At 57.1% G+C, this 20,148-nt stretch carries 19 protein-coding genes; 10 read left to right on the top strand and 9 right to left on the bottom strand.

What is annotated here, in order from left to right; all coding sequences use genetic code 11:
* Nucleotides 1-204: 204 nt before the first annotated feature.
* On the top strand, nt 205-939 hold the full coding sequence (locus CKW31_RS21940) for a hypothetical protein (protein ID WP_095100010.1): 735 nt from the start codon (nt 205-207) through the stop codon (nt 937-939).
* A gap of 328 nt (nt 940-1,267) precedes the next feature.
* On the opposite strand, the gene CKW31_RS21945 is transcribed toward CKW31_RS21940, so the two are convergent.
* Nucleotides 1,268-1,531, bottom strand: coding sequence for a hypothetical protein (locus CKW31_RS21945; RefSeq protein ID WP_095100012.1), 264 nt, complete (start codon nt 1,529-1,531; stop codon nt 1,268-1,270).
* Between the two features lie 388 nt (nt 1,532-1,919).
* On the opposite strand from CKW31_RS21945, the gene CKW31_RS21950 reads away from it, so the two are divergent.
* Nucleotides 1,920-2,135 (top strand): type II toxin-antitoxin system prevent-host-death family antitoxin, encoded by a 216-nt coding sequence (locus tag CKW31_RS21950; RefSeq protein ID WP_095100015.1) that lies wholly within the window; start codon nt 1,920-1,922, stop codon nt 2,133-2,135.
* A gap of 285 nt (nt 2,136-2,420) precedes the next feature.
* Nucleotides 2,421-2,882, top strand: a complete 462-nt coding sequence (locus CKW31_RS21955; protein WP_095100018.1) for a hypothetical protein — start codon at nt 2,421-2,423, stop codon at nt 2,880-2,882.
* Here CKW31_RS21955 and CKW31_RS21960 read toward each other — a convergent pair.
* Nucleotides 2,872-3,408, bottom strand: coding sequence for an AAA family ATPase (locus tag CKW31_RS21960; protein ID WP_095100021.1), 537 nt, complete (start codon nt 3,406-3,408; stop codon nt 2,872-2,874). The two genes, CKW31_RS21955 and CKW31_RS21960, sit on opposite strands and share 11 nt — an antisense overlap.
* Nucleotides 3,409-3,561: 153 nt before the next feature.
* On the opposite strand from CKW31_RS21960, the gene CKW31_RS21965 reads away from it, so the two are divergent.
* The 4 genes from CKW31_RS21965 (at nt 3,562) to CKW31_RS21980 (ending at nt 8,648) form a co-directional block, all read left to right on the top strand.
* Nucleotides 3,562-3,984, top strand: coding sequence for a RidA family protein (locus CKW31_RS21965; RefSeq protein WP_095100024.1), 423 nt, complete (start codon nt 3,562-3,564; stop codon nt 3,982-3,984).
* Between the two features lie 750 nt (nt 3,985-4,734).
* Nucleotides 4,735-5,454, top strand: a complete 720-nt coding sequence (locus CKW31_RS21970) for a gluconate 2-dehydrogenase subunit 3 family protein (RefSeq protein WP_095100027.1) — start codon at nt 4,735-4,737, stop codon at nt 5,452-5,454.
* A 36-nt stretch (nt 5,455-5,490) separates the two neighbouring features.
* Entirely contained in the window at nt 5,491-7,260 is a 1,770-nt protein-coding gene (locus CKW31_RS21975) for a GMC family oxidoreductase (protein ID WP_095100031.1), read from the top strand.
* An 11-nt stretch (nt 7,261-7,271) separates the two neighbouring features.
* Complete coding sequence (locus CKW31_RS21980) at nt 7,272-8,648, top strand: cytochrome c (RefSeq protein ID WP_095100037.1); 1,377 nt, start codon at nt 7,272-7,274, stop codon at nt 8,646-8,648.
* 437 nt (nt 8,649-9,085) lie between these two features.
* Here the strand turns inward: CKW31_RS21980 and CKW31_RS21985 are convergent, their stop codons facing one another.
* Both CKW31_RS21985 and CKW31_RS21990 read right to left on the bottom strand, forming a co-directional pair.
* On the bottom strand, nt 9,086-9,649 hold the full coding sequence (locus CKW31_RS21985) for a GNAT family N-acetyltransferase (RefSeq protein WP_095100043.1): 564 nt from the start codon (nt 9,647-9,649) through the stop codon (nt 9,086-9,088).
* 180 nt (nt 9,650-9,829) lie between these two features.
* On the bottom strand, nt 9,830-10,201 hold the full coding sequence (locus tag CKW31_RS21990; RefSeq protein ID WP_095100046.1) for a PH domain-containing protein: 372 nt from the start codon (nt 10,199-10,201) through the stop codon (nt 9,830-9,832).
* Between the two features lie 89 nt (nt 10,202-10,290).
* Between CKW31_RS21990 and CKW31_RS21995 the strand changes: the two genes are divergently transcribed.
* Complete coding sequence (locus CKW31_RS21995; RefSeq protein WP_095100049.1) at nt 10,291-10,605, top strand: hypothetical protein; 315 nt, start codon at nt 10,291-10,293, stop codon at nt 10,603-10,605.
* Here CKW31_RS21995 and CKW31_RS22000 read toward each other — a convergent pair.
* Complete coding sequence (locus tag CKW31_RS22000) at nt 10,596-11,927, bottom strand: PLP-dependent aminotransferase family protein (RefSeq protein ID WP_095100052.1); 1,332 nt, start codon at nt 11,925-11,927, stop codon at nt 10,596-10,598. The two genes, CKW31_RS21995 and CKW31_RS22000, sit on opposite strands and share 10 nt — an antisense overlap.
* A gap of 88 nt (nt 11,928-12,015) precedes the next feature.
* On the opposite strand from CKW31_RS22000, the gene CKW31_RS22005 reads away from it, so the two are divergent.
* The gene (locus CKW31_RS22005; protein WP_095100055.1) at nt 12,016-12,912 is read left to right on the top strand and encodes a DMT family transporter; all 897 of its coding nucleotides are present in this window, start codon (nt 12,016-12,018) and stop codon (nt 12,910-12,912) included.
* A 573-nt stretch (nt 12,913-13,485) separates the two neighbouring features.
* On the opposite strand, the gene CKW31_RS22010 is transcribed toward CKW31_RS22005, so the two are convergent.
* The 4 genes from CKW31_RS22010 to CKW31_RS22025 are packed head-to-tail and all read right to left on the bottom strand — an operon-like array spanning nt 13,486 to nt 18,757.
* Nucleotides 13,486-15,252: an ABC transporter ATP-binding protein gene (locus CKW31_RS22010; RefSeq protein WP_095100058.1), complete on the bottom strand. Its 1,767-nt coding sequence runs from the start codon at nt 15,250-15,252 to the stop codon at nt 13,486-13,488.
* The gene (locus CKW31_RS22015; RefSeq protein WP_095100061.1) at nt 15,242-16,357 is read right to left on the bottom strand and encodes a beta-glucosidase; all 1,116 of its coding nucleotides are present in this window, start codon (nt 16,355-16,357) and stop codon (nt 15,242-15,244) included. The genes CKW31_RS22010 and CKW31_RS22015 overlap by 11 nt, the downstream gene beginning before the upstream one ends.
* 49 nt (nt 16,358-16,406) lie before the next feature.
* A complete protein-coding gene (gene glf / locus CKW31_RS22020) occupies nt 16,407-17,597 on the bottom strand; it encodes a UDP-galactopyranose mutase (RefSeq protein WP_095100064.1) in 1,191 nt (396 codons plus the stop codon).
* On the bottom strand, nt 17,585-18,757 hold the full coding sequence (locus tag CKW31_RS22025; RefSeq protein ID WP_095100067.1) for a glycosyltransferase family 1 protein: 1,173 nt from the start codon (nt 18,755-18,757) through the stop codon (nt 17,585-17,587). Before CKW31_RS22025 ends, glf begins: the two co-directional genes overlap by 13 nt.
* A 333-nt stretch (nt 18,758-19,090) precedes the next feature.
* Here CKW31_RS22025 and galE point away from each other — a divergent pair, with 333 nt between their 5' ends.
* Nucleotides 19,091-20,116, top strand: a complete 1,026-nt coding sequence (galE, locus tag CKW31_RS22030; RefSeq protein ID WP_095100070.1) for a UDP-glucose 4-epimerase GalE — start codon at nt 19,091-19,093, stop codon at nt 20,114-20,116.
* The last annotated feature ends 32 nt before the right edge of the window (nt 20,117-20,148 follow it).

Raw genomic sequence — 20,148 nt, forward strand, 5'->3', positions numbered from 1 at the left:
ACTTCACTTTCAAGCGGTAATTAGACAGATAACTTTTCCAAAACAATTTCGCAGAGCGGCACGCCTGACCCAATATCCCGCGAGACAGCGCAATCAAAAAGCTCGAGACATTTGATTTCTTCAAGCGAAATTACTATTGTACCGCTGCCGAAAATGCAATTCATGACCGCACACCCATTCGTTTTTCACTGGTAGGGATACCCGATGCGTTGCCTTCTAGCCCTGAGCTTTTTGTTTTTCCCATTCCTCGCCTCTGCCGCCTCTCCAAACTGCGAAACATACCTGTCGAGCTGGGCCAAGACATTGCATCCGACGTTAGCCTTTGACAAGCAGCGTTCCGCATGTAAAACGGCCAATGATGATCCCGACCACACACTGGCAGTTCTGGTTCTTGTTGAAGAAAAAGCTGAGGTAGAAGATGACCCTGAAGGTTTGGTCACCTATGGCCTGGAGATCATAAGCGCTAAAAAGGGTGTGATAGAGAGCCATGTTTACGAGAGCAATGCTATCGAGATTTCTCTGTTCAAGTTTTCCGGACTTAGTCTTGACCCGACCAGCTATCAGCTCAACCCGGACGCTTATACTTTTGGAGTCATTTTAAAACACAACATGGCGATTGAGCCTTTCACCCGTTCCATAACACAACTTAATTTTTATACCATTGAAGGAAAAAAGGTGCGAAAAATTCTTGAGATGGAGAAAGACATAGCGTCCGCCGAACAAAATCCCGATAGCTGCGCAGGCAGTTTTTTAGAGGGGCACCTTACTCTAAGTATTGGCAACAACAGCAATCACGGGTATGCCGATCTGGAGGTGGCGGAAAAAGTAATCGCTACCGAAAAAACGGATACGGGTAATGGCTGCACTAAAGAAGAAAAGCCTACCTCGAACGAATACGTACTGATCTATAACGGCGAACGCTACAACCCAAAGTATTGATAGATAACTCTCAGCACCGCGGCGGGTTGCGGGCTTTCTTGTTTTGGGCGTTCGCCAATCTCAACACTGCCTCATCTTGCGTGCTCCTATCGCTTTTGATTCCCGACCCAACAGCGCATAACTGTATGGATTGAGGAGCTTTCTGTGGACTGTCCGTCTGGCTGCGAACTCAACCCACGTGAGAGCGAATTTATTCGCGAAGGGGTGACACATCCTGTGCGCATGTATCGCCTGAGCATCGCCTCCCAAATGGAAGTTGAGCGCCACCTTGATCCGTCCCGCGGGTCAGCCATGAGCCAGAGATCGTAGCCAACCCGCGCGGTGTTTATCAGGCGTTGACCTTATCCAGCCTCACTTCCATCAACTCCAGCACATCACAGCTGTCTTGCAGCAACAGGAAAGCAGCCTCAGCGACGTGAGCCAGTTGATCTTCATCGGAGTCCTTGGTCGTGGTGCTGGCCAAGCAGCTCATCAGATTTTTGACTGCGCGCAAGCGTTGCGTGGCGCAGAGGTGCAGGTCGGCCATTGGGGCTTCGGGGTTTATGAAGAGGACGGAATTGGGATATTGATTCAGCGGAGTATGTTGGGTCATGAAGGAATCCAGAGGGTAATGGCTAAACTCGCCACCCGTCTCGTCGCCAAACGAAATCAGGTGGCAACTGTGCGCAGGTTGGCGAACCGGTCATACCCACCCGGCAGACCCGAAGGTCTCCCGCGCACAGCCGCCATAAATGTCGCCCGCACGAAGTGAAGACAACCAGCAACTGAAGCTGTTGAAAAGGTATGAGCCGGATCGCCAAATCCGGTCGCTGATGTGCAGCGACGGAGCGAATGATAGGTGCGAGGTTTGCCTGGTGCAACCGCTGTTAAATCGATGTTGAAACTGAGTGAAATCGCTTCATTGATAAGCCTGGATCTGAACCCACATGATGCTGGTCTAGAATCAGCACTGACGCTTGATGGCTTACAGGAGCACCACAGTGAAAACTCACAACGTCCATGGAGACAAGAAACACCTGACCCAGCCCGTCGTTGCGGCTGCGGATGGCGAAACAATCATCATTGCCAAGACTGAATCTCCAGTCACTAAACTGATGCCTACAACCTCTAAGCGACGCGGAATGCTGCCCGATATGAGGTTTAATGCTGAGGCTTTCGAAGCCATGGATTCAGAAATTGCTGATTTGTTTAAGTAAAAAATGAAGCTGCTGCTCAACACTTACGGGACGATCACACAGACCAGCCCTCATCTTTCCGTGCAAGAGGGGCCGTCCCGTCTTCGACGCTGCGTTGTCGCGTGGCAACAGGCTCCTACAGGCGGAAAGTATTCCATCAGATGGTTAAATTTTGTTTGATGAGACCCCGGCAATGCGGGCTTGATCCCACCCGCTCAATAACCGCAAATTATTCAAGTAAACGCCCCACCTGCGGACATTCTGTGAACGCAACCTTCGTTCAATTCACTAAGGCAGCCAACCCCGATGGCCTTTGTATTAGTTTTCATTGGTTTTCTGGCCTTTGTGTCGGGCTACATTGTCTCGCTTGAAGACAGGCTTCAGCGCGATGGAAAGTTTTGCCCGTTCAGTGTGCGAACAAACCTCAAGGCATCTGTACGAGCACGCAAAATCTTGACCTGGCTGGGAATGCTGATCTGGCTGATAGCGGGTGCATGCTACCTCTGGGGGCCACCGCTGGAAGCTTCGCCGGATGACCAACTCGGTGGACTGGGCGTTATCGGTCTTATCTTCGCGTTCATGTATTGGGGCCGCGCGCGAGAGCATGAACTCCAGAAAACCGGAGCCTCGACCGACTCATACGCTTATCAGGATGCAATCGAGCCTCATGAATGGTGGCCGATTACGTTCCGGGCTTTGGTTGATGTCGCGAAAATTCTGCTCTTTCTGGTATTGATGTATGGGATCAAGCGGTTGATCAACCTCTAGTCCGGGCGGTCTCGCGGCGGAGCTTCCCAAGCACTGCCAACACCGCACTCAGCCGTCCCTCCTCCGACAAATCACCCTCCAGCCTGAACACCTCACACCTGCGCTGCTCAAGCCAAGCCCGATGCTGCTGCAAACTCCGACCCGGCTCGGTACCGCTGTCGTACTGCGCGGCCCATGCGAGAAACTCGGGCCTGGCCACACCAAAGCGTTGCTCTTCGCGCAGCTTGAGTCGGGCGAGGCGCACATCGCTTGGGAGGTAGAGGAAGACCACTAGATCGAAGGCATCTTCAAGCTCTCTACCCCAGCCCATCACCGACCCGGAAACGACCGTATCGATACTGGCTCGCATATCGGCCAGCAATGCGACGCCACGCTGATCTTTCGCGACCATTTGCTGATAGGGAGGGTGGGTGGGCAGCCACTGATAATCATCACCCTCCAGATGCTGCGCCGATAATGCATGGGAAAGGTCGCGACCTAATGTCGAGGTGCCGGAACCAGGTGCTCCGGTGATAAGGATGTGCATATTTTCGGGCCAACCAGATGCTGAAAAAGGGTATGTCTGAGAACAAGGTCTGGATGCTAGTTGATCAGTTCATGACGATCTATTGAACAGATGCCTTGACCTCAACCTAACTAGAGGTCTGAGACTGCCGACTCTTCCATCAGGAGTCAGCACATGTCCAAATCCGATATTGCCCCTGCTTTCCAGTTATCCAATCCACCAGGCCTGTACGATCCCAGCCCGAATGGGTACTCCCATGCCGCCCAATTGCAGCCTCAGGCGCGGCTGTTATATATCGCCGGGCAAGGCGGTGAAGACTCACAGGGCAAGCTCTCGTCAGTGTTTGCCGAGCAAGCCAGACAAGCACTCGCCAACCTTGCCACTGCGCTGCAATCCAGAGGCGCAAGTTTCGATCATGTGTTCAAACTGACGTTGCTGATCGTTGATCACGGCCAGGAAAAACTGAGCACGTGGGTCGAGGAGATTGATCGGGCATGGGGCGAGTCGATGAAGCCTGTGTGCACGTTGATTCCGGTGCCACGCCTTGCGCTGGACGGGATGCAGATCGAGATTGATGCTGTTGCGGCCATTCAGTAGCAGGTTGTACGACGCCTTCCATGCTGTCTCCAAACAGACATTGGATCTGTAGGGGCTCACCGAGGTTACGAGGCCAGCGATAGCGGAGTGTCAGACGAACCGCCATCGCTGGCCTCGTAACCTCGGTGAGCTCCTACAGGATTTGAATCAATTGAGAATCGCATTTCAACGGATAAGCATGAACTCAATACACCCTGAAAATCATCGGGATTATCCCCATCGTCGCCAATCTGGCCGATATGCGGCATGGAAATACCGAAAGCGTCCCGGATGCGACACCACAACACCTTGACAATAATCGGAAATAATTTGTCGCATCTTTTTCAAACCTGATAGCATCCTGCTACCCGTGATGAGCAGACGATACTTGAGTATCGCGCCTCAATGCTGTGCTGGATGAATGTTGTTCATGCAGTCGCACCTACGCAAACGATCACAATTAGAGCAACCCTTGAGGTCTGCCAGCCCTGTTTCAGATTGCGCGCTAGCGCCTGAGACGATCGCGAGTTGTACGTTGACTGGTAATGTATGCCTTTTACGTTAACCGTCGCCGGTTGGAAACCACCAACCATCGCGCTTCGTTGAAACGATCCGGAACCTGAAAACGTCGCCGTTAGTGTCCTTCAAACGAGGGCGAATCCGGCTGCGCGCTATTCACGTTGGCTAAAGGAGTTGCACAGCAGGTCGAGGCTTTCGATTTCCGATAGCACCGTCCGGGGTTTTCTTGTGAGCATTCATAGGGGCCTCACCATGTTGTTGAATAAACCAACGTCACGAAGAAAGTTTCTGCTTTCTTCTTTGATTGCATTACCTGCGATAGGCGTCGCCATTAAAGGCCTGAGCGCTGCGGAAGCAGCGGAGATGGTTGCGCCGAAACTCGAAGAATATCGCCCGACTTTTTTCAGTGCGGCTGAATGGGCTTTCATCATGGCGGCCTGTGATCGCCTGATCCCCGCCGGTGGCCGTGGGCCTGGCGCGCTGGAAACCAACGTCCCAGTGTTTATCGATCAACAACTGGCCAGCGATCTGGGCAGTGAGATCTACCTGGAAGGTCCTTTCAAACTCGATGCCCCAGCGGAAATGGGTTATCAGATTCCTTATCGTCCGCAAGAGATCTATCAAAAAGGCATCAAGAGCGTTGACGCCTTTTGTCAGGACAAACACCAGAAAAACTTTGCGTCTCTGGATGCCGCGAAACAGGAAGACATCCTGAAACAGCTGCAAAAAGGCGAAGTGAGCTTCAAGGCATTTGGCGAAGACGTGCTCAAGTCCAAACAGTTCTTCGGTGAACTGTTGAACCACACCAGGCAGGGCTATCTCTCGGACCCGATCTACGGCGGCAACAAAGGCATGAAGGCCTGGATCGCCATCGGTTTCCCCGGAGCCCGCGCCAGTTACGTGGAGTGGGTGACACAGCACAACGTCAAGTACCCCCTCGGCCCGGTCAGCATCAGCGGCCTGCGCGGTTGATCTCCCTTCGCCTAGCATTTCCAGGATAGTTTTCTCATGGCAAATATTACTAATGACGAAGTCGACGTAGTCGTCGTCGGCCTCGGCTGGGCTGGCTCGTTGATGAGCATCGAACTGGCTCAGGCCGGTTTGAAAGTACGCGCTCTGGAGCGCGGTGAAGATCGTAACAACACCGACTTCGCCTATCCAAAACCAGCAGATCAATACGCCTACGGCATACGCAACAAGATCATGGCCACCCCGAAAGCGGCCGCGATGACCGTGCGCCACACCGCCAACGACGTCGCGCTGCCGACTCGCAAGTGGGGCGCTTTTGAACCAGGTACTGGCGTGGGCGGCTCGGGCCTGCACTGGACCGGCGTACTGATTCGTCCGACCCCGACCGATATCAAGCTCAAGACTTATGCAGACCAGGCGTACAAGCCGGGCATCCTGCAAGAAGACATGCGCATCGGCGATTACCCGTTCACGTGGGATGAAATCGAACCGTTCCTGGACAAGTTCGACAAGATCTGTGGCCTGTCGGGTAACACCGGCAACCTGCAAGGTCGCATCATCGAAGGCGGTGACCCGTTCGAAGGCCCGCGTTCCAGCGCCTTCCCCCTGCCGCCTCTGGAAGACACCCTGAACTGCAAGATGTTTGCAGACGTAGCCCGCAAGATGGGCTACCACCCGTTCCCGAACCCGTCGGCAAACGTCTCTCAGGCGTGGACCAACCCGTACGGCAACCAGATCGCGCCTTGCAACTACTGCGGTTACTGCAGCAAGTACCCGTGCCTGAACTACTCGAAAGCTTCGCCGCAAACAGCAGTGCTGGATTCGCTCAAGCGCATGGAGAACTTCTCCTACCGGGTTAACGCCAACGTGCTGAAAGTGGAACTGCACCCGGACGGCAAGACTGCCAAAGGCGTGACCTACGCCGACGCCGACGGCAATCTGGTGTTCCAGCCTGCGGGCATCGTCGTGTTGGCAGGCTTCCAGTTCGTCAACGTGCGCCTGATGCTGTTGTCCGGGATCGGCAAGCCTTACGACCCGATCACCGAGACCGGCACCGTGGGCCGTAACTATGCGTTCCTGAGCAACGGCGGTTCCACGCTGTTCTTCAAGGACAAAGAGTTCAACCCGTTCGCCACCGCCGGTGCTACCGGACAAATGTTCAACGACGTTTCGCCGGGCAACTACGACGGCGCGGCGCTGGGCTTCATTGGCGGCGCGAAGATCCACAGCTCCCAGGCCACCGGCGCACCCATCGGTACAGCGCTGCCAAGCGGTACGCCAGAATGGGGTCAGGGCTGGAAAGACGGCATGCAGGACTGGTACGGCCACTCGATGAAAGTGAGCATTACCACCAGTTGCCAGTCGTATCGCGGCCATTACGTGGACCTGGACCCTACCTACAAAGATCCATGGGGCCTGCCACTGTTGCGTATCACCTTCGACTGGAAACAGAACGAGCTGAAACTGCAGCAACACCTGCGCAAGATCGTGCTGGATATCACCAAGGAACTGGGCCCGGACAGCTACAGCGAAAGCTTCCTGTCGATGGACTCCCATTGGGACATCACCAAGTACGTGTCCACCCACAACGTGGGCGGAGCGGTCATGGGCGACGACCCGAAAACCACGGCACTCAACCGGTACCTGCAAAGCTGGGACGTGCATAACGTCTTCGTACCGGGCGGCAATGCCTTCCCGCAGAACTTCCAGGCCAACCCGACGGCCTTGATCGGCGCTATTACCCTGTTCTCGGCCAAGGCCATTGTTGAGCAGTACATCAAAAACCCTGGCCCACTGGTTCAGGTATAAGGAGCGAGAACATGACATCCAAATCCCGCTCCCGGCTGCTGGCACTGCTGGTGGTCTGTGTGGTGCTTGCGCTGCTGGCCTGGCTGGTCAGTGTGTTCCTCAACAAATCGGGTGACGCGGCTGCGCAGATGACTCAGGAAGTAACGCCTGAACTTATCAGCAAAGGCGCTTACCTGGCGCGCGCTGGCGACTGTGTGGCGTGCCACACCGCTCACGATGGCAAAACCTTCGCGGGCGGCCGTGGCATCGAGTCGCCAATCGGCACGATCTACGCGACCAACATCACGCCGGATAAGGACACCGGTATCGGTGGCTGGACCTATGGCGACTTCGAGCGCGCGGTACGTCGCGGTGTGAGTCACGATGGCAGCGCGCTGTACCCGGCGATGCCGTTCCCGTCGTATGCCAAGGTCTCGGATGAAGACACGCAGGCGCTTTACGCGTACTTCATGAAAGGCGTTGAGCCAGTCAAGCAAGCCAATCAGGCCAACGATATTCCGTGGCCGCTGTCGATTCGCTGGCCGCTGGCTTACTGGCGTACGTTCTTCTCGCCGACACCTGAGTCCACTGTTACACCTGTTGCGGGCACCGATCCACAGCTCGTTCGCGGCGCGTATCTGGTACAAGGCCTAGGCCACTGCGGTTCTTGCCACACACCGCGTGCGCTGACCATGCAGGAAAAAGGTCTCGACGAGAAAAGTACCGACTACCTGACGGGCGCTCTGCTCAACGACTGGGCTGTGCCTTCGATCCGTGGCGTTGCTCACTGGTCGCAGGACGAAATCGTCGACTACCTGGGTTCTGGCCGTAATGCCAAAGCGTCGGTTGCCGGTGAGATGACTGACGTTGTAGCCAACAGCACGTCGCACATGACCGATGAAGACCTGCATGCGATGGCGGCTTATCTGAAGTCGTTGTCTGGCCCCGCTGACAAGAATGGCGAAACTGTTTATCAGCACAACGCTGAACGCAGTGCCGCCACGGCCAACAAACTGACCGCAGCCAAAGACCTGACACTGGGCGAACGTCTGTACCTGGACAACTGTGGCGCGTGCCACTTTGTCAAAGGTGAAGGCGCTTCACGGATCTTCCCGCGTCTGGACGGTGCTTCGATCATCAACGCAGAAAACCCGACCGCGCTGGTTCACGTGATTCTCGCTGGCGCAAAAACGCCATCCACCGCGAGAGGCCCGTCGATCCTGCCGATGCCAGGTTTTGCTGAGCGCATGAACGACGCCGAAGTAGCCGAACTGGCGACCTTCCTGCGCCAGGGCTGGTCCAACCAGGCGCCTGCGGTGTCTGCGAAACTGGTTCAGGAAGTCCGCACGGCCCTGGCCGAAGGGCATCCGAAGCAACAGAAAAAGCTTGAGGCCAGCAACGAGAAGTAAGTCTTACTCGTTGTAGTCAGAGCTGTTCAGAGAGCCCGCCTTGTGCGGGCTTTTTGTTGGTGGGTAGGTGCGCGCTATAAATGATAACGGGGCGCGTCTTCTGGCTACTTCTCATGTATCGCGGGCAAGCACCGCTCCCACAGGTTTGATACAGCACCCAGTGCGTGAGTCAGGCGCAAAACGTGTGGGAGCGGTGCTTGCCCGCGATACATGAGGCGCGGTCGGAAGACACACCGCGTTATCGTTTATTTTCGGGATGCGGCTCGGGCCATTCACCGCTTACAAATATTGGTACTCACCTGTAGGAGTGAGCTTGCTCGCGATGAACGATGACACGGTGTAGCTGACAAACCGAGTCGCCTGCATCGCGGACAAGCCTCGCTCCAACAGGTTTACGGGCCAACATAGAATCTCCCACAGGGCCGCACTATCAGGGCCTACTTACGCCGCGGCCGCGACACCACCGACTCAATGTTCTTGCGCCCGATCAGCATGGGCTTTTCAGGCTGTTCCTGGGCCAGCCATTTGAACATCACCAGACAATCCACCAACCCCAACCGCGCATGCTGGTAAGCACGCGGCAACCGGCCAACGATGTCGAACCCGAGCTTCTGCCACAGCGCCACCGCCACTTCGTTGCTCGCCACCACCGAGTTGAATTGCATGGCCAGGAAACCGCTTTCAGTGGCGACCTTTTGTGAGTGCTCACACATCAACCGCGCTACCCCACGACCACGCGCCGCTTCGGTGACCATATAGCCGCAATTGCACACATGACTGCCGGGACCTGCAGCGTTGGCTTTGAGGTAATAGCTGCCGAGCAGTACGCCCTCCTCCTCAGCAATGAACGTGCGCAACGGCATTTCCAGCCACAGGTGCACAGCCTGCTCACGGGTCAGCTGCGGATCGTAGGCATAGGTTTCCCGGGCGGCGATCACGCTCTGGAAAGTGGGCCAGAAGAGGTCGAAGTCTTCGGCGGTCATGGGCCGGATGTTGATCATTGGGCAACCTTGGAGATGTGAGTCAAAGGGGAAGTTTCAGGCCTGTCGCGCAATGTGCAAAGAGGCGACCTCGCTGGACACACCTCTGTAGGAGCTGCCGCAGGCTGCGAATAGCGGTGTGTCAGGTATAACTGATCGCAGCCTTCGGCAGCTCCTACAGGGGCCGCATATCAGTTGAAACTACCCCAACAGATGCTTGGAAATGAGCCTGGAGACTTCAACCATTGAAGTCTTCCCGGTGAACTCGAACTTCACTTTGCCCAGCGCGGAAAAGTAGATTTCAAGCTCCGAGTCCAGATCGAAGGTGCCGGAGGTTTCGATGGAGTAGGCAACGATATTTTTGTACGGCAACGAGGTGAAGTCTTTCTTGCTGCCGGTCAGACCTTGCACGTTGACGGCGATGATACGCTTGTTGGTAAACACCACGCCGTCGCGCATGGATTTGTAGGAATCAATGACCTGCTCACCGTCCAGCAACAGCGCCGTGACACGCTCGGCGTATTCATCGTTCTGTTTGAGTTTGAAGAAGCCCTTGTTATTGAAGTCGATCATCCACTGCGCCTCGCTTGTAAAGTAATCTTCCCGGATCCAGCGGGCATGTTCAGGCAGCGCCGCATCGGTTTCAACAAGAGAATATCCGTATGGCAAAAACCACGACCGACCTGACAGCCCGCGACGTGTATCAACTCCTGAAAGACATCGCTCTCGAAACGCGAACGTTGCACGCGGTGGACAGCCGAAAGGGGCAAATTGAAATCGAGGTGGATGGCTGGCAGCTCACGCTGGTCAGTGAGGACAACAAACTGAGCCATTGCCAGGCCTGCCGGTCCCCCGAAGGCAGTCACGTGACCGCAGACAGTTGGCAGCGCTACGGCACCGACCCGGTCAAGCTGCTGAGTATCTGGGAACATCAACAACTGCAGCGCCTGCTGAAGTTATCTTCGACTCAGGAATGAGCTCCGACGACCCGGTTCACTGTCTTCAGCGCAGCGCGCAGTGTTGGCATGTCCACCGAGCCGAGGGCTAGGCGGATGGCATGCGGCACCTGTGCAGACACCGCGAAAGGCTCGGCTGTGGACACCGAAATATTCTCGCGCATCAACGCCGCCGCAACCTGATCCGCTCGTGCATCTTCGGCCAATGGCAGCCAGGTGAAATACGAGCAGGGATGCCGGACGCAATTCACCCCGCTCAACAGCTCATCCGCCAGCGATTGTCTTGATCGGGCATCTGCACGCTTTTGCGCCTCCAGCCTGCTGACAGTACCGTCGTCCAGCCAGCCGGTTGCAATCGCTGTCATCACCCCGGCCGTGTTCCAGCTGGTGGCTCTGATAACACGTTCGAGCGCACTGACCCGCGCGACCGGGGCAGCGATGAATCCAAACCTAAGCCCGGTGGCGACGCTTTTCGACAGGCCTGACACATACACCGTGCGCTCCGGTGCCAGGTGCGCCAGAGGCGGTGGTGGGTTGGGTGCAAGAAAGGCGTAGGCCGCGTCTTCGATGATATGCAACGTATGTTGCCGCGCAATCCGTACCAGGCGCTCGCGCTGCTCGATCCCCATCACCCAGCCCATGGGGTTATGCAACGTCGGCATGCTATAGATCCCCTTCACGGTTCTCTGTCGGCAGAGTTTCTCCAGGGCATCCAGATCAGGCCCTGAATCCATCACAGGGACAGGCAAGACTTCCAGGCTCAGGGACTCAGCCAACACCTTGAAACCGGGATAGGTCAGCGCATCAGCCGCAACGACGTCGCCGGGTTTGAACAGCGCCATCATCGCCACCGTCAAACCATGCTGAGCGCCATTGACCAACAACACCTGACCGGCCTCAACGATCAGCCCGCGACTGCGCAGATGACGTGCCACGGACGCTCGCTCATGGCTTCGCCCGGCATGCGGCTGGTAGCGCAACAGCGATTCCAGATCACCGGACAATGCCAGCTGGCGCAGCGCCGTGCGCAACAGCTCGGCCTGCCCCGGCAAGGACGGATAGTTGAAATTCAGGTCAATAACGCCGGTCGCGACGTCCGGCTGATCAATGCCATGCCCCGACGGCAACGAAGTCTCCCGAACGAACGTGCCCCGCCCTGCTTCGCCACTCACCAGGCCCATGGCCTCCAGCTCGGCATAGACCCGAGACGCCGTGGCCAACGCCAACCCCTCGGCCATGGCCAGGGTTCGGTGTGTGGGCAGGCGTGTTCCCGGCGGCAAGCGCCCCGAACGAATGTCCGCGGCGAAGGCGTCCACCAGTGATTTGTAGCGGGCCAGTGGCATGTCGAACTGTATCCATGACAATTTTTTGATTGTACTGATACTCAGCCCTAGGATGCCTTTACGCAACCCCGCCCGGAGAGTGGCCCGCATGGAACAGGCATCTGCACCGAAAATCGTTTCCATGGAAAATGCCACCCGAGGCTGGATCAACGGCCTCATCGGCGTAGTGATTTTCAGCGGCTCGCTCCCTGCGACTCGCGTTGCCGTACTGGAATTCGACCCGGTGTTTTTGACGGTAGCCCGGGCAACCCTCGCAGGCGTACTGGCCCTGTGTATGCTGCTGCTGTTCAAAGAGCAGCGTCCGGCTCGCCATCAATTGTTGTCGTTAGTGATCGTTGCCATTGGAGTCGTCGTCGGCTTCCCGTTACTGACCGCGTTGGCGTTGCAGCATGTCACCTCCGCGCACTCCATTGTCTTCCTCGGTTTGCTACCCCTGACGACGGCTCTATTCGGCGTGTTGCGCGGGGGCGAGCGGCCGCGTCCTGCTTTCTGGTTATTCTCGGTGCTGGGCAGCTTGACGGTGGTCGGCTACGCCATTTCACAAGGCCTGAACGCTTCCGCGACAGGCGACGTGCTGATGCTGCTGGCGATTCTGGTCTGCGGCCTGGGTTACGCCGAAGGGGCCAAACTCTCCAGAACACTGGGTGGCTGGCAGGTGATCAGTTGGGCACTGGTGCTGTCATTGCCGGTCATGGCCTTGCTGAGCCTACTGCTGAGTCCAGCGTCATTTTCGAGCATCAGCCCGCCTGCCTGGTTGAGCCTGGGCTATGTATCGCTGTTCAGCATGTTGATCGGTTTCGTGTTCTGGTATCGCGGCCTAGCACAGGGCGGGATCGCTGCGGTTGGGCAGTTGCAATTGCTCCAACCGTTTTTCGGACTGGCGCTGGCGGCGACGCTGCTGCATGAGAACGTCAGCGCCGGAATGCTTGGGGTGACGGTTGCGGTGATTCTTTGCGTGGTGGGTGCGAGGCGGTTTGCCCGGTAGCGAGTAGAGATTGCCCTGCACCCTGGCACGGCGCCAAACAGGAGGGAGCGAACGTGTTCGCGAGGCGTCAGGCCTGAACCACCGGGTAAAGCCTCTCGCCAACAAGTTGCCTCCTACCTGGAGCGGCGCTATCTGATTACCCTGCACCCTTGCGCGGCGCCAAACGGTAGGAGCGAACTTGTTCGCGAGGCGTCAGGTCTGAACCACCGCGTAAAGCCTCTCGCCAACAAGTTGCCTCCTACCTGGAGCGGCGCTATCTGATTACCCTGCACCCTTGCGCGGCGCCAAACGGTAGGAGCGAACTTGTTCGCGAGGCGTCAGGCTTGAACCAACGCGTAAAGCCTCTCGCCAAAAAGTTGCCTCCTACCTGGAGCGGCGCTATCTGATTGCCCGCTGCTTGATAACAGAAAGCCGACCGAATCAATCCAGCGCAACAGTCTTGCCTTCGAGCGTCAGGCTGTCAGCACGCATTTCATTGGGTACTTGTTTGCTTTGGTACCCAGTCACCTCAACTTTTTTACCCACCGCAAGTTTGGCTGCGGAACACGGTGAAAACGTGAGCGTCGAACACCTTCACGCCTCCGGAGCATTCATGCTTTGCGTCTGCCAAAGCGCGCGAAATACCCCGTCCTGATTACGCAACTCATTCGGCGAACCGTCTTGCACGACACGGCCGCTTTGCAGCACCAGAACCCGGTCAAAGCCGGCAATGGTCGATAACCGGTGAGCGATGGCCACCACCGTGCGCCCGCGCATCAGATTAGCCAGGGCCATCTGGATGACCTTCTCGGATTCAGAGTCCAGCGCAGACGTGGCCTCGTCCAGAATCAGGATTGGTGAGTTGCGCAGAAACGCCCGCGCCAGACCAAGACGTTGCCGTTGGCCGCCCGACAACATCACGCCGCGCTCGCCCACCTGCGTAGCGTAGCCACCGGGCAGCGCGTTGATGAAATCTTCGCAATAAGCCTGCCGCGCCGCATCGATGACCTGTTGCTCGGTGGCCTTAGGTTGGCTGTAAGCAATGTTTTCGTAGATGCTGCGATTGAAAAGAGCGGTCTCCTGCGGGACCACTGATATCTGTCGGCGCAGGCTGTCCTGACTGACCGAACGGATATCGCGGTCGTCGATCAGGATGATGCCGCTGCGCACGTCGTCCAGGCGCTGCAACAGACTGATCAATGTCGATTTACCTGCACCCGACACGCCAACTATGCCGACGCTTTGCCCTGCCGGTATCTCCAAAAAGAAATGCTTGAATACCGAACGTCCGTCCGGATAGCTGTAGCTCATGTCGATGAAGCGAATATTGCCACGCGTGGGAGCCAGTTCTTCGTGGGTGTCGCTCAGGCCGTGGGGCTGGGCAATGATGCCGAGGGTTTCCGCGATCACGCCCATTTGCTGGGACGTATCCACCAAAGCCAGCGCCAGATCCCTTGAGCCGTGAAGGATACGAAAGGTCAACGCGCTGACCATCACCACATCACCCGCTGTGACCAGACCGTCGACCCACAGGTCTATGGCCCAACCGAGCATGCCACCGGCCATTACCGACAGACACACATCATGCAACACGCGGGCTTTTTCCAGGTAAATCCAGCTGCGGCTTTGGGCCTTCGCTTCGACGCCTATGGCTTTTTCCAGCCGCAGACGTTCTCGCTCACGAGCAGAAAAGGCTTTGATGCTCCACACGTTGGACACCAGGTCGACGATCTCGCCCCCCACTCGCGCGGACTGCGAGGCAAAGGCGATGTGTTTGGCCCGGCCGCGTATGCCAATCAGCGTGATCAATGCTGCGACTGCGATCACACAAGCGATTAACACCAGCGCCATGGACAACCGCACCGTACACAGCACGATCACCGCGCCGAGAAAATCGACACACGGCGGAATGATTTTCCATGCCAGCCCGCCGTAAATGGAACCGGCTGCCGCACCCGCCGAGGAAATCCGGTTAGCCAGCGCGCCCGCAAAGTGTTGGGAAAAATAGCGCATCGGATGACCGGTCAGATGGCTGAACAGGTCGATGCGCAAATCTGCGCAACTGCCCACCACGGTTCGACACCCGAGCCAGCCCCCTGCCCGCCAGAACAGGTTTTCCAGCACGATGAGCGCAATGAACAACACAAACGGGAACCACACATGGCCTGCAGCACGGTCCTGGTGAGCCATGGCATCCACCAGCAGTTTCATGCCGTATTGCACGGCAACCGCACAACTTGCAGCACCAACAACCAGCCCCAGCATGGTGCCGAAATGCCAAGGCCGCACCCGGACGTAACGCCAGAGAAAACGCACCGGAGTATCCGGCAGCGGGCATTCCCGTATTAGGCTATTGATCATGGCGGCTCGAAAGCGCCTGGATCTGCACATACAACGGATGATGCGGTGCCCGGTTGCCCTCACCGTCAGCGTAACCAAACAGACCTGCCGGGCAGTATCGCCCGTCGTCCCAGCCGGGATAGTCCAGAAACGGATACCAGCACAGCGCTTCCACTTCCACGCCACGCTGCCGGGCCACAGCGATCTGCGTGCTGACGTAGTCGAGCCAGGGCACACGCTGCTCGTCTTCGGCACCGGTCTCCGAGATTAATAACGGTCGCTGATAACGCTGCTGCACCTCCTTTAGCATGCCCGCGAACGGACGGTAGCCAGGCTCACCGCGCAGGATTTTCCCGCCGTTGAGCACCCACTGGTTTTGCGGGTAGAAATTGACCCCGACGATGTCCAGGTATTCTTCTCGTCCCCCCAGACCTGGCCACTGACGGCCCGTTAACAGGTCCCAGCCTTCAAACTGCGCCAGTCGATACTCTTCGGCCTGATTGACCTCGTCGCTTCGACTCGACCCCGCGACCACGTTGATCAACGGGTCACATTGCACAAAGCGGGCATTGGGCGTGCGCTGACGAACAGACTCAATCGCCGCGATACTGGCGCGCACCAGTTGATGCTTGAGTTCCTGCCCTCGCCCGTGGGTACCCGGGTTGAAATAACCTACGTCACCGCCCGCCCAGCTCCAGAACGAAACCTCGTTGATGGGCGAGAAAAACGGTGCGTCCACGCCTTCGTCTTTCATCAGTTGGGCAACCGCCCCTGCAAACCGGGCGAAGCGTTCCACGAACTCGGGCCGCCAGATATCAAGCCCGTCGGGATAACCGTAATGACACAGATCCCACACCACCTGCACGTTGTGATCCCGCGCCGCGCGTAGCATCGGCAGAAAACTGCTCCAGTCGTAATCGCCCGGCCGGGACTCGATCAAATGCCAGCGCAGTCCGTCGCGGGCGCAGGCAATTCCCAGTGCAGCCAGTTGGGCGTAATCCTTGTCGACGCCTCGGGCGTGGCCGGTTTCGGCGAGCATGTCCAACCGCCGACCATCCCGGCGGCGGTGGGAGGAACACTCATAACCAGCCATGACAAAAGAATTGAACAGCCGAGCGCTCGTCATTGCGGCCACCTGTGAAAACACTCCTGGGGCCACGCCTGCTGGCAGCGCATCAGAGGGACTCGACTGCGTGGCTTTGCGCCACGTTAGACTCCTTTTCGATACGTTGATAAAGCGCCAGCGCCTGCCCAACCACTTGATCCATGTTGTAGTACTTGTAAGTACCCAGTCGACCCAGAAAGGTGACCCCTTCGGTTTCATCCGCCAACGCGCTGTAGCGCTTGTACAGCTCCGCATTTTCCGGACGCGGGATCGGGTAATACGGATCGCCCTCAGCACACGGAAACTCATAGCTGATGCTGGTTAACGGGTGCGTCTGGCCGGTCAACTGCTTGTACTCGGTAATCCGCGTATAGGGCACGCTCTGATCGGGATAGTTGACGACGGCCACCGGCTGAAACTGCTCGACAGGCAACGTCTCGTGCTTGAACTCAAGGCAGCGATACGGCAATCGACCAAAGCAGAAGTCGAAATATTCATCGACCGGCCCACAGTAGATGATCTCCCGATAGCTGACCTGATCCCGGGCTGCTGTGAAGTCAGTGTTGAGAAGCACGTCGATGCGCGGATGATCGAGCATGTTTTCGAACATCCTGGTATAGCCATGCAGCGGCATCATCTGGAAAGCGTCAGTGAAATACCGATCATCATCATTGGTGCGTGTCGGCACACGGGAGGTGACTGACTTGTCCAGCTCCGAAGGGTCAAGGCCCCACTGCTTGCGGGTGTAACCCTGAAAAAATTTCTCGTACAACTCGCGCCCGATCTGGTTGATCACTACGTCTTCGGAGGTGCGAATATCCGCGACAGGCTCCGCACGTTCTGCCAGAAAGACCTCCGCTTCGTGCTCGTCCATTGCCCGGCCGTACAGCGTATTCAAGGTGGTCAGATTGATCGGGATCGGCAGCAGATGCTCGTCGACCTGCGCCAGCACCCGATGCTCATAAGGACGCCATTCAGTAAACAGAGACAGGTAGTCGACAATGCGCTTCGCATTGGTGTGGAAGATATGCGGTCCATAGCGGTGGACCATTACTCCGGCTTCATCCGTATGGTCATAGGCATTGCCAGCGATGTGTGAGCGCCGGTCGATTACCAGCACATTTTTACCGAGACCTTCCGCCAGACGTTCGGCTATCACCGATCCGGCAAAGCCTGCGCCGACGATCAGATAGTCGTAAACGCGGTTCTCGCCCACCTGCGACGGACCTTTTTTTGCGTTCTCAATGGTTACCGTAGGCATTCGATCTGCTCCTTCATGACGGCGCAGGTTTTATCCCACGACATGCCATCCAGCACTGTGTCAGCGCTTCGGTTGAATGAGACGTCAGCCTTGGATGTCAGCGCTGCCTCAATTCCTGCAATGAATGCCTGTGGTGAATCGGCGATGGTCACGACACCTGAATCGCCGTAGCCGCTGATTACATCGCGAATCGGCGTGGATACCACCGGACAGCCGCCCGCCAGGTATTCCGGAGTTTTGGTGGGACTGATAAATCGCGTCGACTCGTTGATTGCAAACGGCATCAACGCCACGTCCCATCCCGACAGATACACCGGTAATTCGGCATAACTCTTGGGCCCCAGATAGTGAATATTGGGCTGACGCGGCAATGAGTCAGGGTCGATTTTTACCACCGGGCCAATCAGCACGATTTGCCAGTCAGGCCGTTGGCTGGCCAGCTCGCTCACCAGCTCAATGTCGAATCGCTCATCGATGACGCCGAAGAATCCCAGTCGTGGATAGCCAATACCCGACTGATCCGCAGGTTCGGGCAACCTGTCGCGAGCCGCTGCGAAGTGTGCAATGTCAACGCTGCTGGGCACAGGGTGAGCGTTGCCATGCTGAAGTTTTTTCGCCTCCCACAAACTGTAACCGCCGGTGAACACTACATCGGCCCTGGCCATCAACTGACGTTCTTTATCCAGCAGATCCGACGGTGCACCTTTGAAAGCCGACAGCTCATCCATGCAGTCAAAAATCGTCACGCGAGCCTTCAGGTGCTCGGTGAATGACAGGCTCATGGGCGTGAGATACCACAGCAATAATTCTTCGGCCGCATGCTCGGCCAGATACTCGTCAAGCAATTCGCGCTGCAGTTCCACCGCCTGCGCCGCGCTGGTGCCATGGGCAAAACGCGGCACGATGACAGTAATCCCCGTTGCCGGTTGCGAGACGTCGAGTGTCGGCTGAGGTGTGTCAGTGAAGATCGGCTCTTCAAAAAACAGCACGTCGTAATCCTTGGCCAAACGCGACATGACGTGTTGCGGTCGCTGATACACGAACCCCCAGCGCAGATGAGACAGGCATAGCAAGGTAGGTCTGGCCAGACTGATTGCCCTTGATGGGTTATCAATCTGCACCAGCGAAAGGGCGTCGTCAGGCTGCTCTGGAAAATTCATGTCGGATTCCTTTTGAAATATGGATCCGAGACTGAAGCCAGCATGATCGCGGCTTCGAAGACACTCGTCTGTTGAATGAAAGGCGGCCCGGTGATTCAGCATCACGTTCTGCGCGCTTCATGACTTTGAGGCCCGCCGTTCACGCAGCGTTCAACACGCCCGCAGGTAAAGCCGATGAACAGCATGTACCAGTGAGCAAACACCTTTGAACTCCTGCCTCGCCCGAGGCCCATAACCTCATACGCCTCACCGCCACGTCTGTGACAGTGGGCCGAACAACAGGCTCGGCAGGTAAGTAGTCGCCGTTCACACAGTGAATAAATGAGGCGAACTATGATCCTGGTGACGGGCGGTGCAGGCTATATCGGTGCTCACGTAGTGCTGGAATTGATGGAGCACGGCGAAGACGTCGTGATTCTCGACAACCTCTGCAACAGTTCACGTTCGGTCGTGGACCGGATCGCCAAAATTTCGGGACGACGACCTGTATTTATTTTTGGTGACGTCCGAAATCGCGGCCAACTCGACATGCTGTTCAACGAATACGCCATCGACGCCGTCATTCATTGCGCCGGTTTGAAAGCGGTCGGTGAAAGCGTGCGCGAACCGCTGCGGTATTACGACACGAACGTGGGCGGCAGCGTGACGCTGTGTCAGGCAATGGCAGACGCCGAAGTGTTCACGCTGGTGTTCAGTTCATCAGCGACGGTTTATGGCGACTGCGCGGTGATGCCCATTGATGAAAGCTGCGCCACGGGTCAGCCCTCCAACCCTTACGGCCAGTCGAAACTGATGGCGGAAAACGTCATGAACAGCATGGCAGCATCCGACCCTCGCTGGTCGGTGGGGCTGCTGCGTTACTTCAATCCGATTGGTGCTCATGCTTCGGGGGAACTCGGCGAAGCACCGAACAACACTCCGAACAACCTGCTGCCTTATCTGCTTCAAGTCGCCAGCGGCGAACGCGCAACCCTGGGCGTTTATGGCAATGACTACGCGACGCCTGATGGCACCGGCATCCGCGATTACGTGCATGTGATGGACCTTGCCGAGGGGCATCTGAAGGCGTTGCAGGCGTTACGTCAGTTACATGGCGTGCGGGTGTGGAATTTCGGCACAGGTCAGGGTTATTCCGTGCTGGAAGTCGTCAAGGCGTTCGAACGTGTCAGCGGTGTCACCGTGCCGCTGACTTACGAACCTCGCCGTGCCGGTGATATTGCGCGTTGCTGGGCAGATCCGGGCAAGGCCGCTGATGAGCTGGACTGGCGCGCCGGTCGCTCACTGGACTGCATGCTGGCCGATGCCTGGCGCTGGCAGTGCAGCATTCAGCCGGAGCGAATTGAAACCTTGGTGGGTTAGGTCTGTGCGTTGAGCCATTGGACTTAATCGAA

The organism is Pseudomonas sp. Irchel 3A5 (assembly GCF_900187575.1).
In the GTDB taxonomy this organism is placed as follows: Bacteria; Pseudomonadota; Gammaproteobacteria; order Pseudomonadales; family Pseudomonadaceae; genus Aquipseudomonas; species Aquipseudomonas folii.

Coding starts and splice junctions, on each gene's coding strand:
- CKW31_RS21985 (WP_095100043.1), bottom strand. CDS start 9,649: ATGATCAACATCCGGCCCATGACCGCCGAAGACTTCGACCTCTTCTGG.
- CKW31_RS21980 (WP_095100037.1), top strand. CDS start 7,272: ATGACATCCAAATCCCGCTCCCGGCTGCTGGCACTGCTGGTGGTCTGT.
- CKW31_RS21995 (WP_095100049.1), top strand. CDS start 10,291: ATGGCAAAAACCACGACCGACCTGACAGCCCGCGACGTGTATCAACTC.
- CKW31_RS21945 (WP_095100012.1), bottom strand. CDS start 1,531: ATGACCCAACATACTCCGCTGAATCAATATCCCAATTCCGTCCTCTTC.
- CKW31_RS21955 (WP_095100018.1), top strand. CDS start 2,421: ATGGCCTTTGTATTAGTTTTCATTGGTTTTCTGGCCTTTGTGTCGGGC.
- CKW31_RS21960 (WP_095100021.1), bottom strand. CDS start 3,408: ATGCACATCCTTATCACCGGAGCACCTGGTTCCGGCACCTCGACATTA.
- glf (WP_095100064.1), bottom strand. CDS start 17,597: ATGCCTACGGTAACCATTGAGAACGCAAAAAAAGGTCCGTCGCAGGTG.
- CKW31_RS21965 (WP_095100024.1), top strand. CDS start 3,562: ATGTCCAAATCCGATATTGCCCCTGCTTTCCAGTTATCCAATCCACCA.
- CKW31_RS22005 (WP_095100055.1), top strand. CDS start 12,016: ATGGAACAGGCATCTGCACCGAAAATCGTTTCCATGGAAAATGCCACC.
- CKW31_RS21975 (WP_095100031.1), top strand. CDS start 5,491: ATGGCAAATATTACTAATGACGAAGTCGACGTAGTCGTCGTCGGCCTC.
- CKW31_RS21970 (WP_095100027.1), top strand. CDS start 4,735: ATGTTGTTGAATAAACCAACGTCACGAAGAAAGTTTCTGCTTTCTTCT.
- CKW31_RS21940 (WP_095100010.1), top strand. CDS start 205: ATGCGTTGCCTTCTAGCCCTGAGCTTTTTGTTTTTCCCATTCCTCGCC.
- CKW31_RS22010 (WP_095100058.1), bottom strand. CDS start 15,252: ATGATCAATAGCCTAATACGGGAATGCCCGCTGCCGGATACTCCGGTG.
- CKW31_RS22025 (WP_095100067.1), bottom strand. CDS start 18,757: ATGAATTTTCCAGAGCAGCCTGACGACGCCCTTTCGCTGGTGCAGATT.
- CKW31_RS22000 (WP_095100052.1), bottom strand. CDS start 11,927: ATGCCACTGGCCCGCTACAAATCACTGGTGGACGCCTTCGCCGCGGAC.
- CKW31_RS22015 (WP_095100061.1), bottom strand. CDS start 16,357: ATGACGAGCGCTCGGCTGTTCAATTCTTTTGTCATGGCTGGTTATGAG.
- galE (WP_095100070.1), top strand. CDS start 19,091: ATGATCCTGGTGACGGGCGGTGCAGGCTATATCGGTGCTCACGTAGTG.
- CKW31_RS21990 (WP_095100046.1), bottom strand. CDS start 10,201: ATGATCGACTTCAATAACAAGGGCTTCTTCAAACTCAAACAGAACGAT.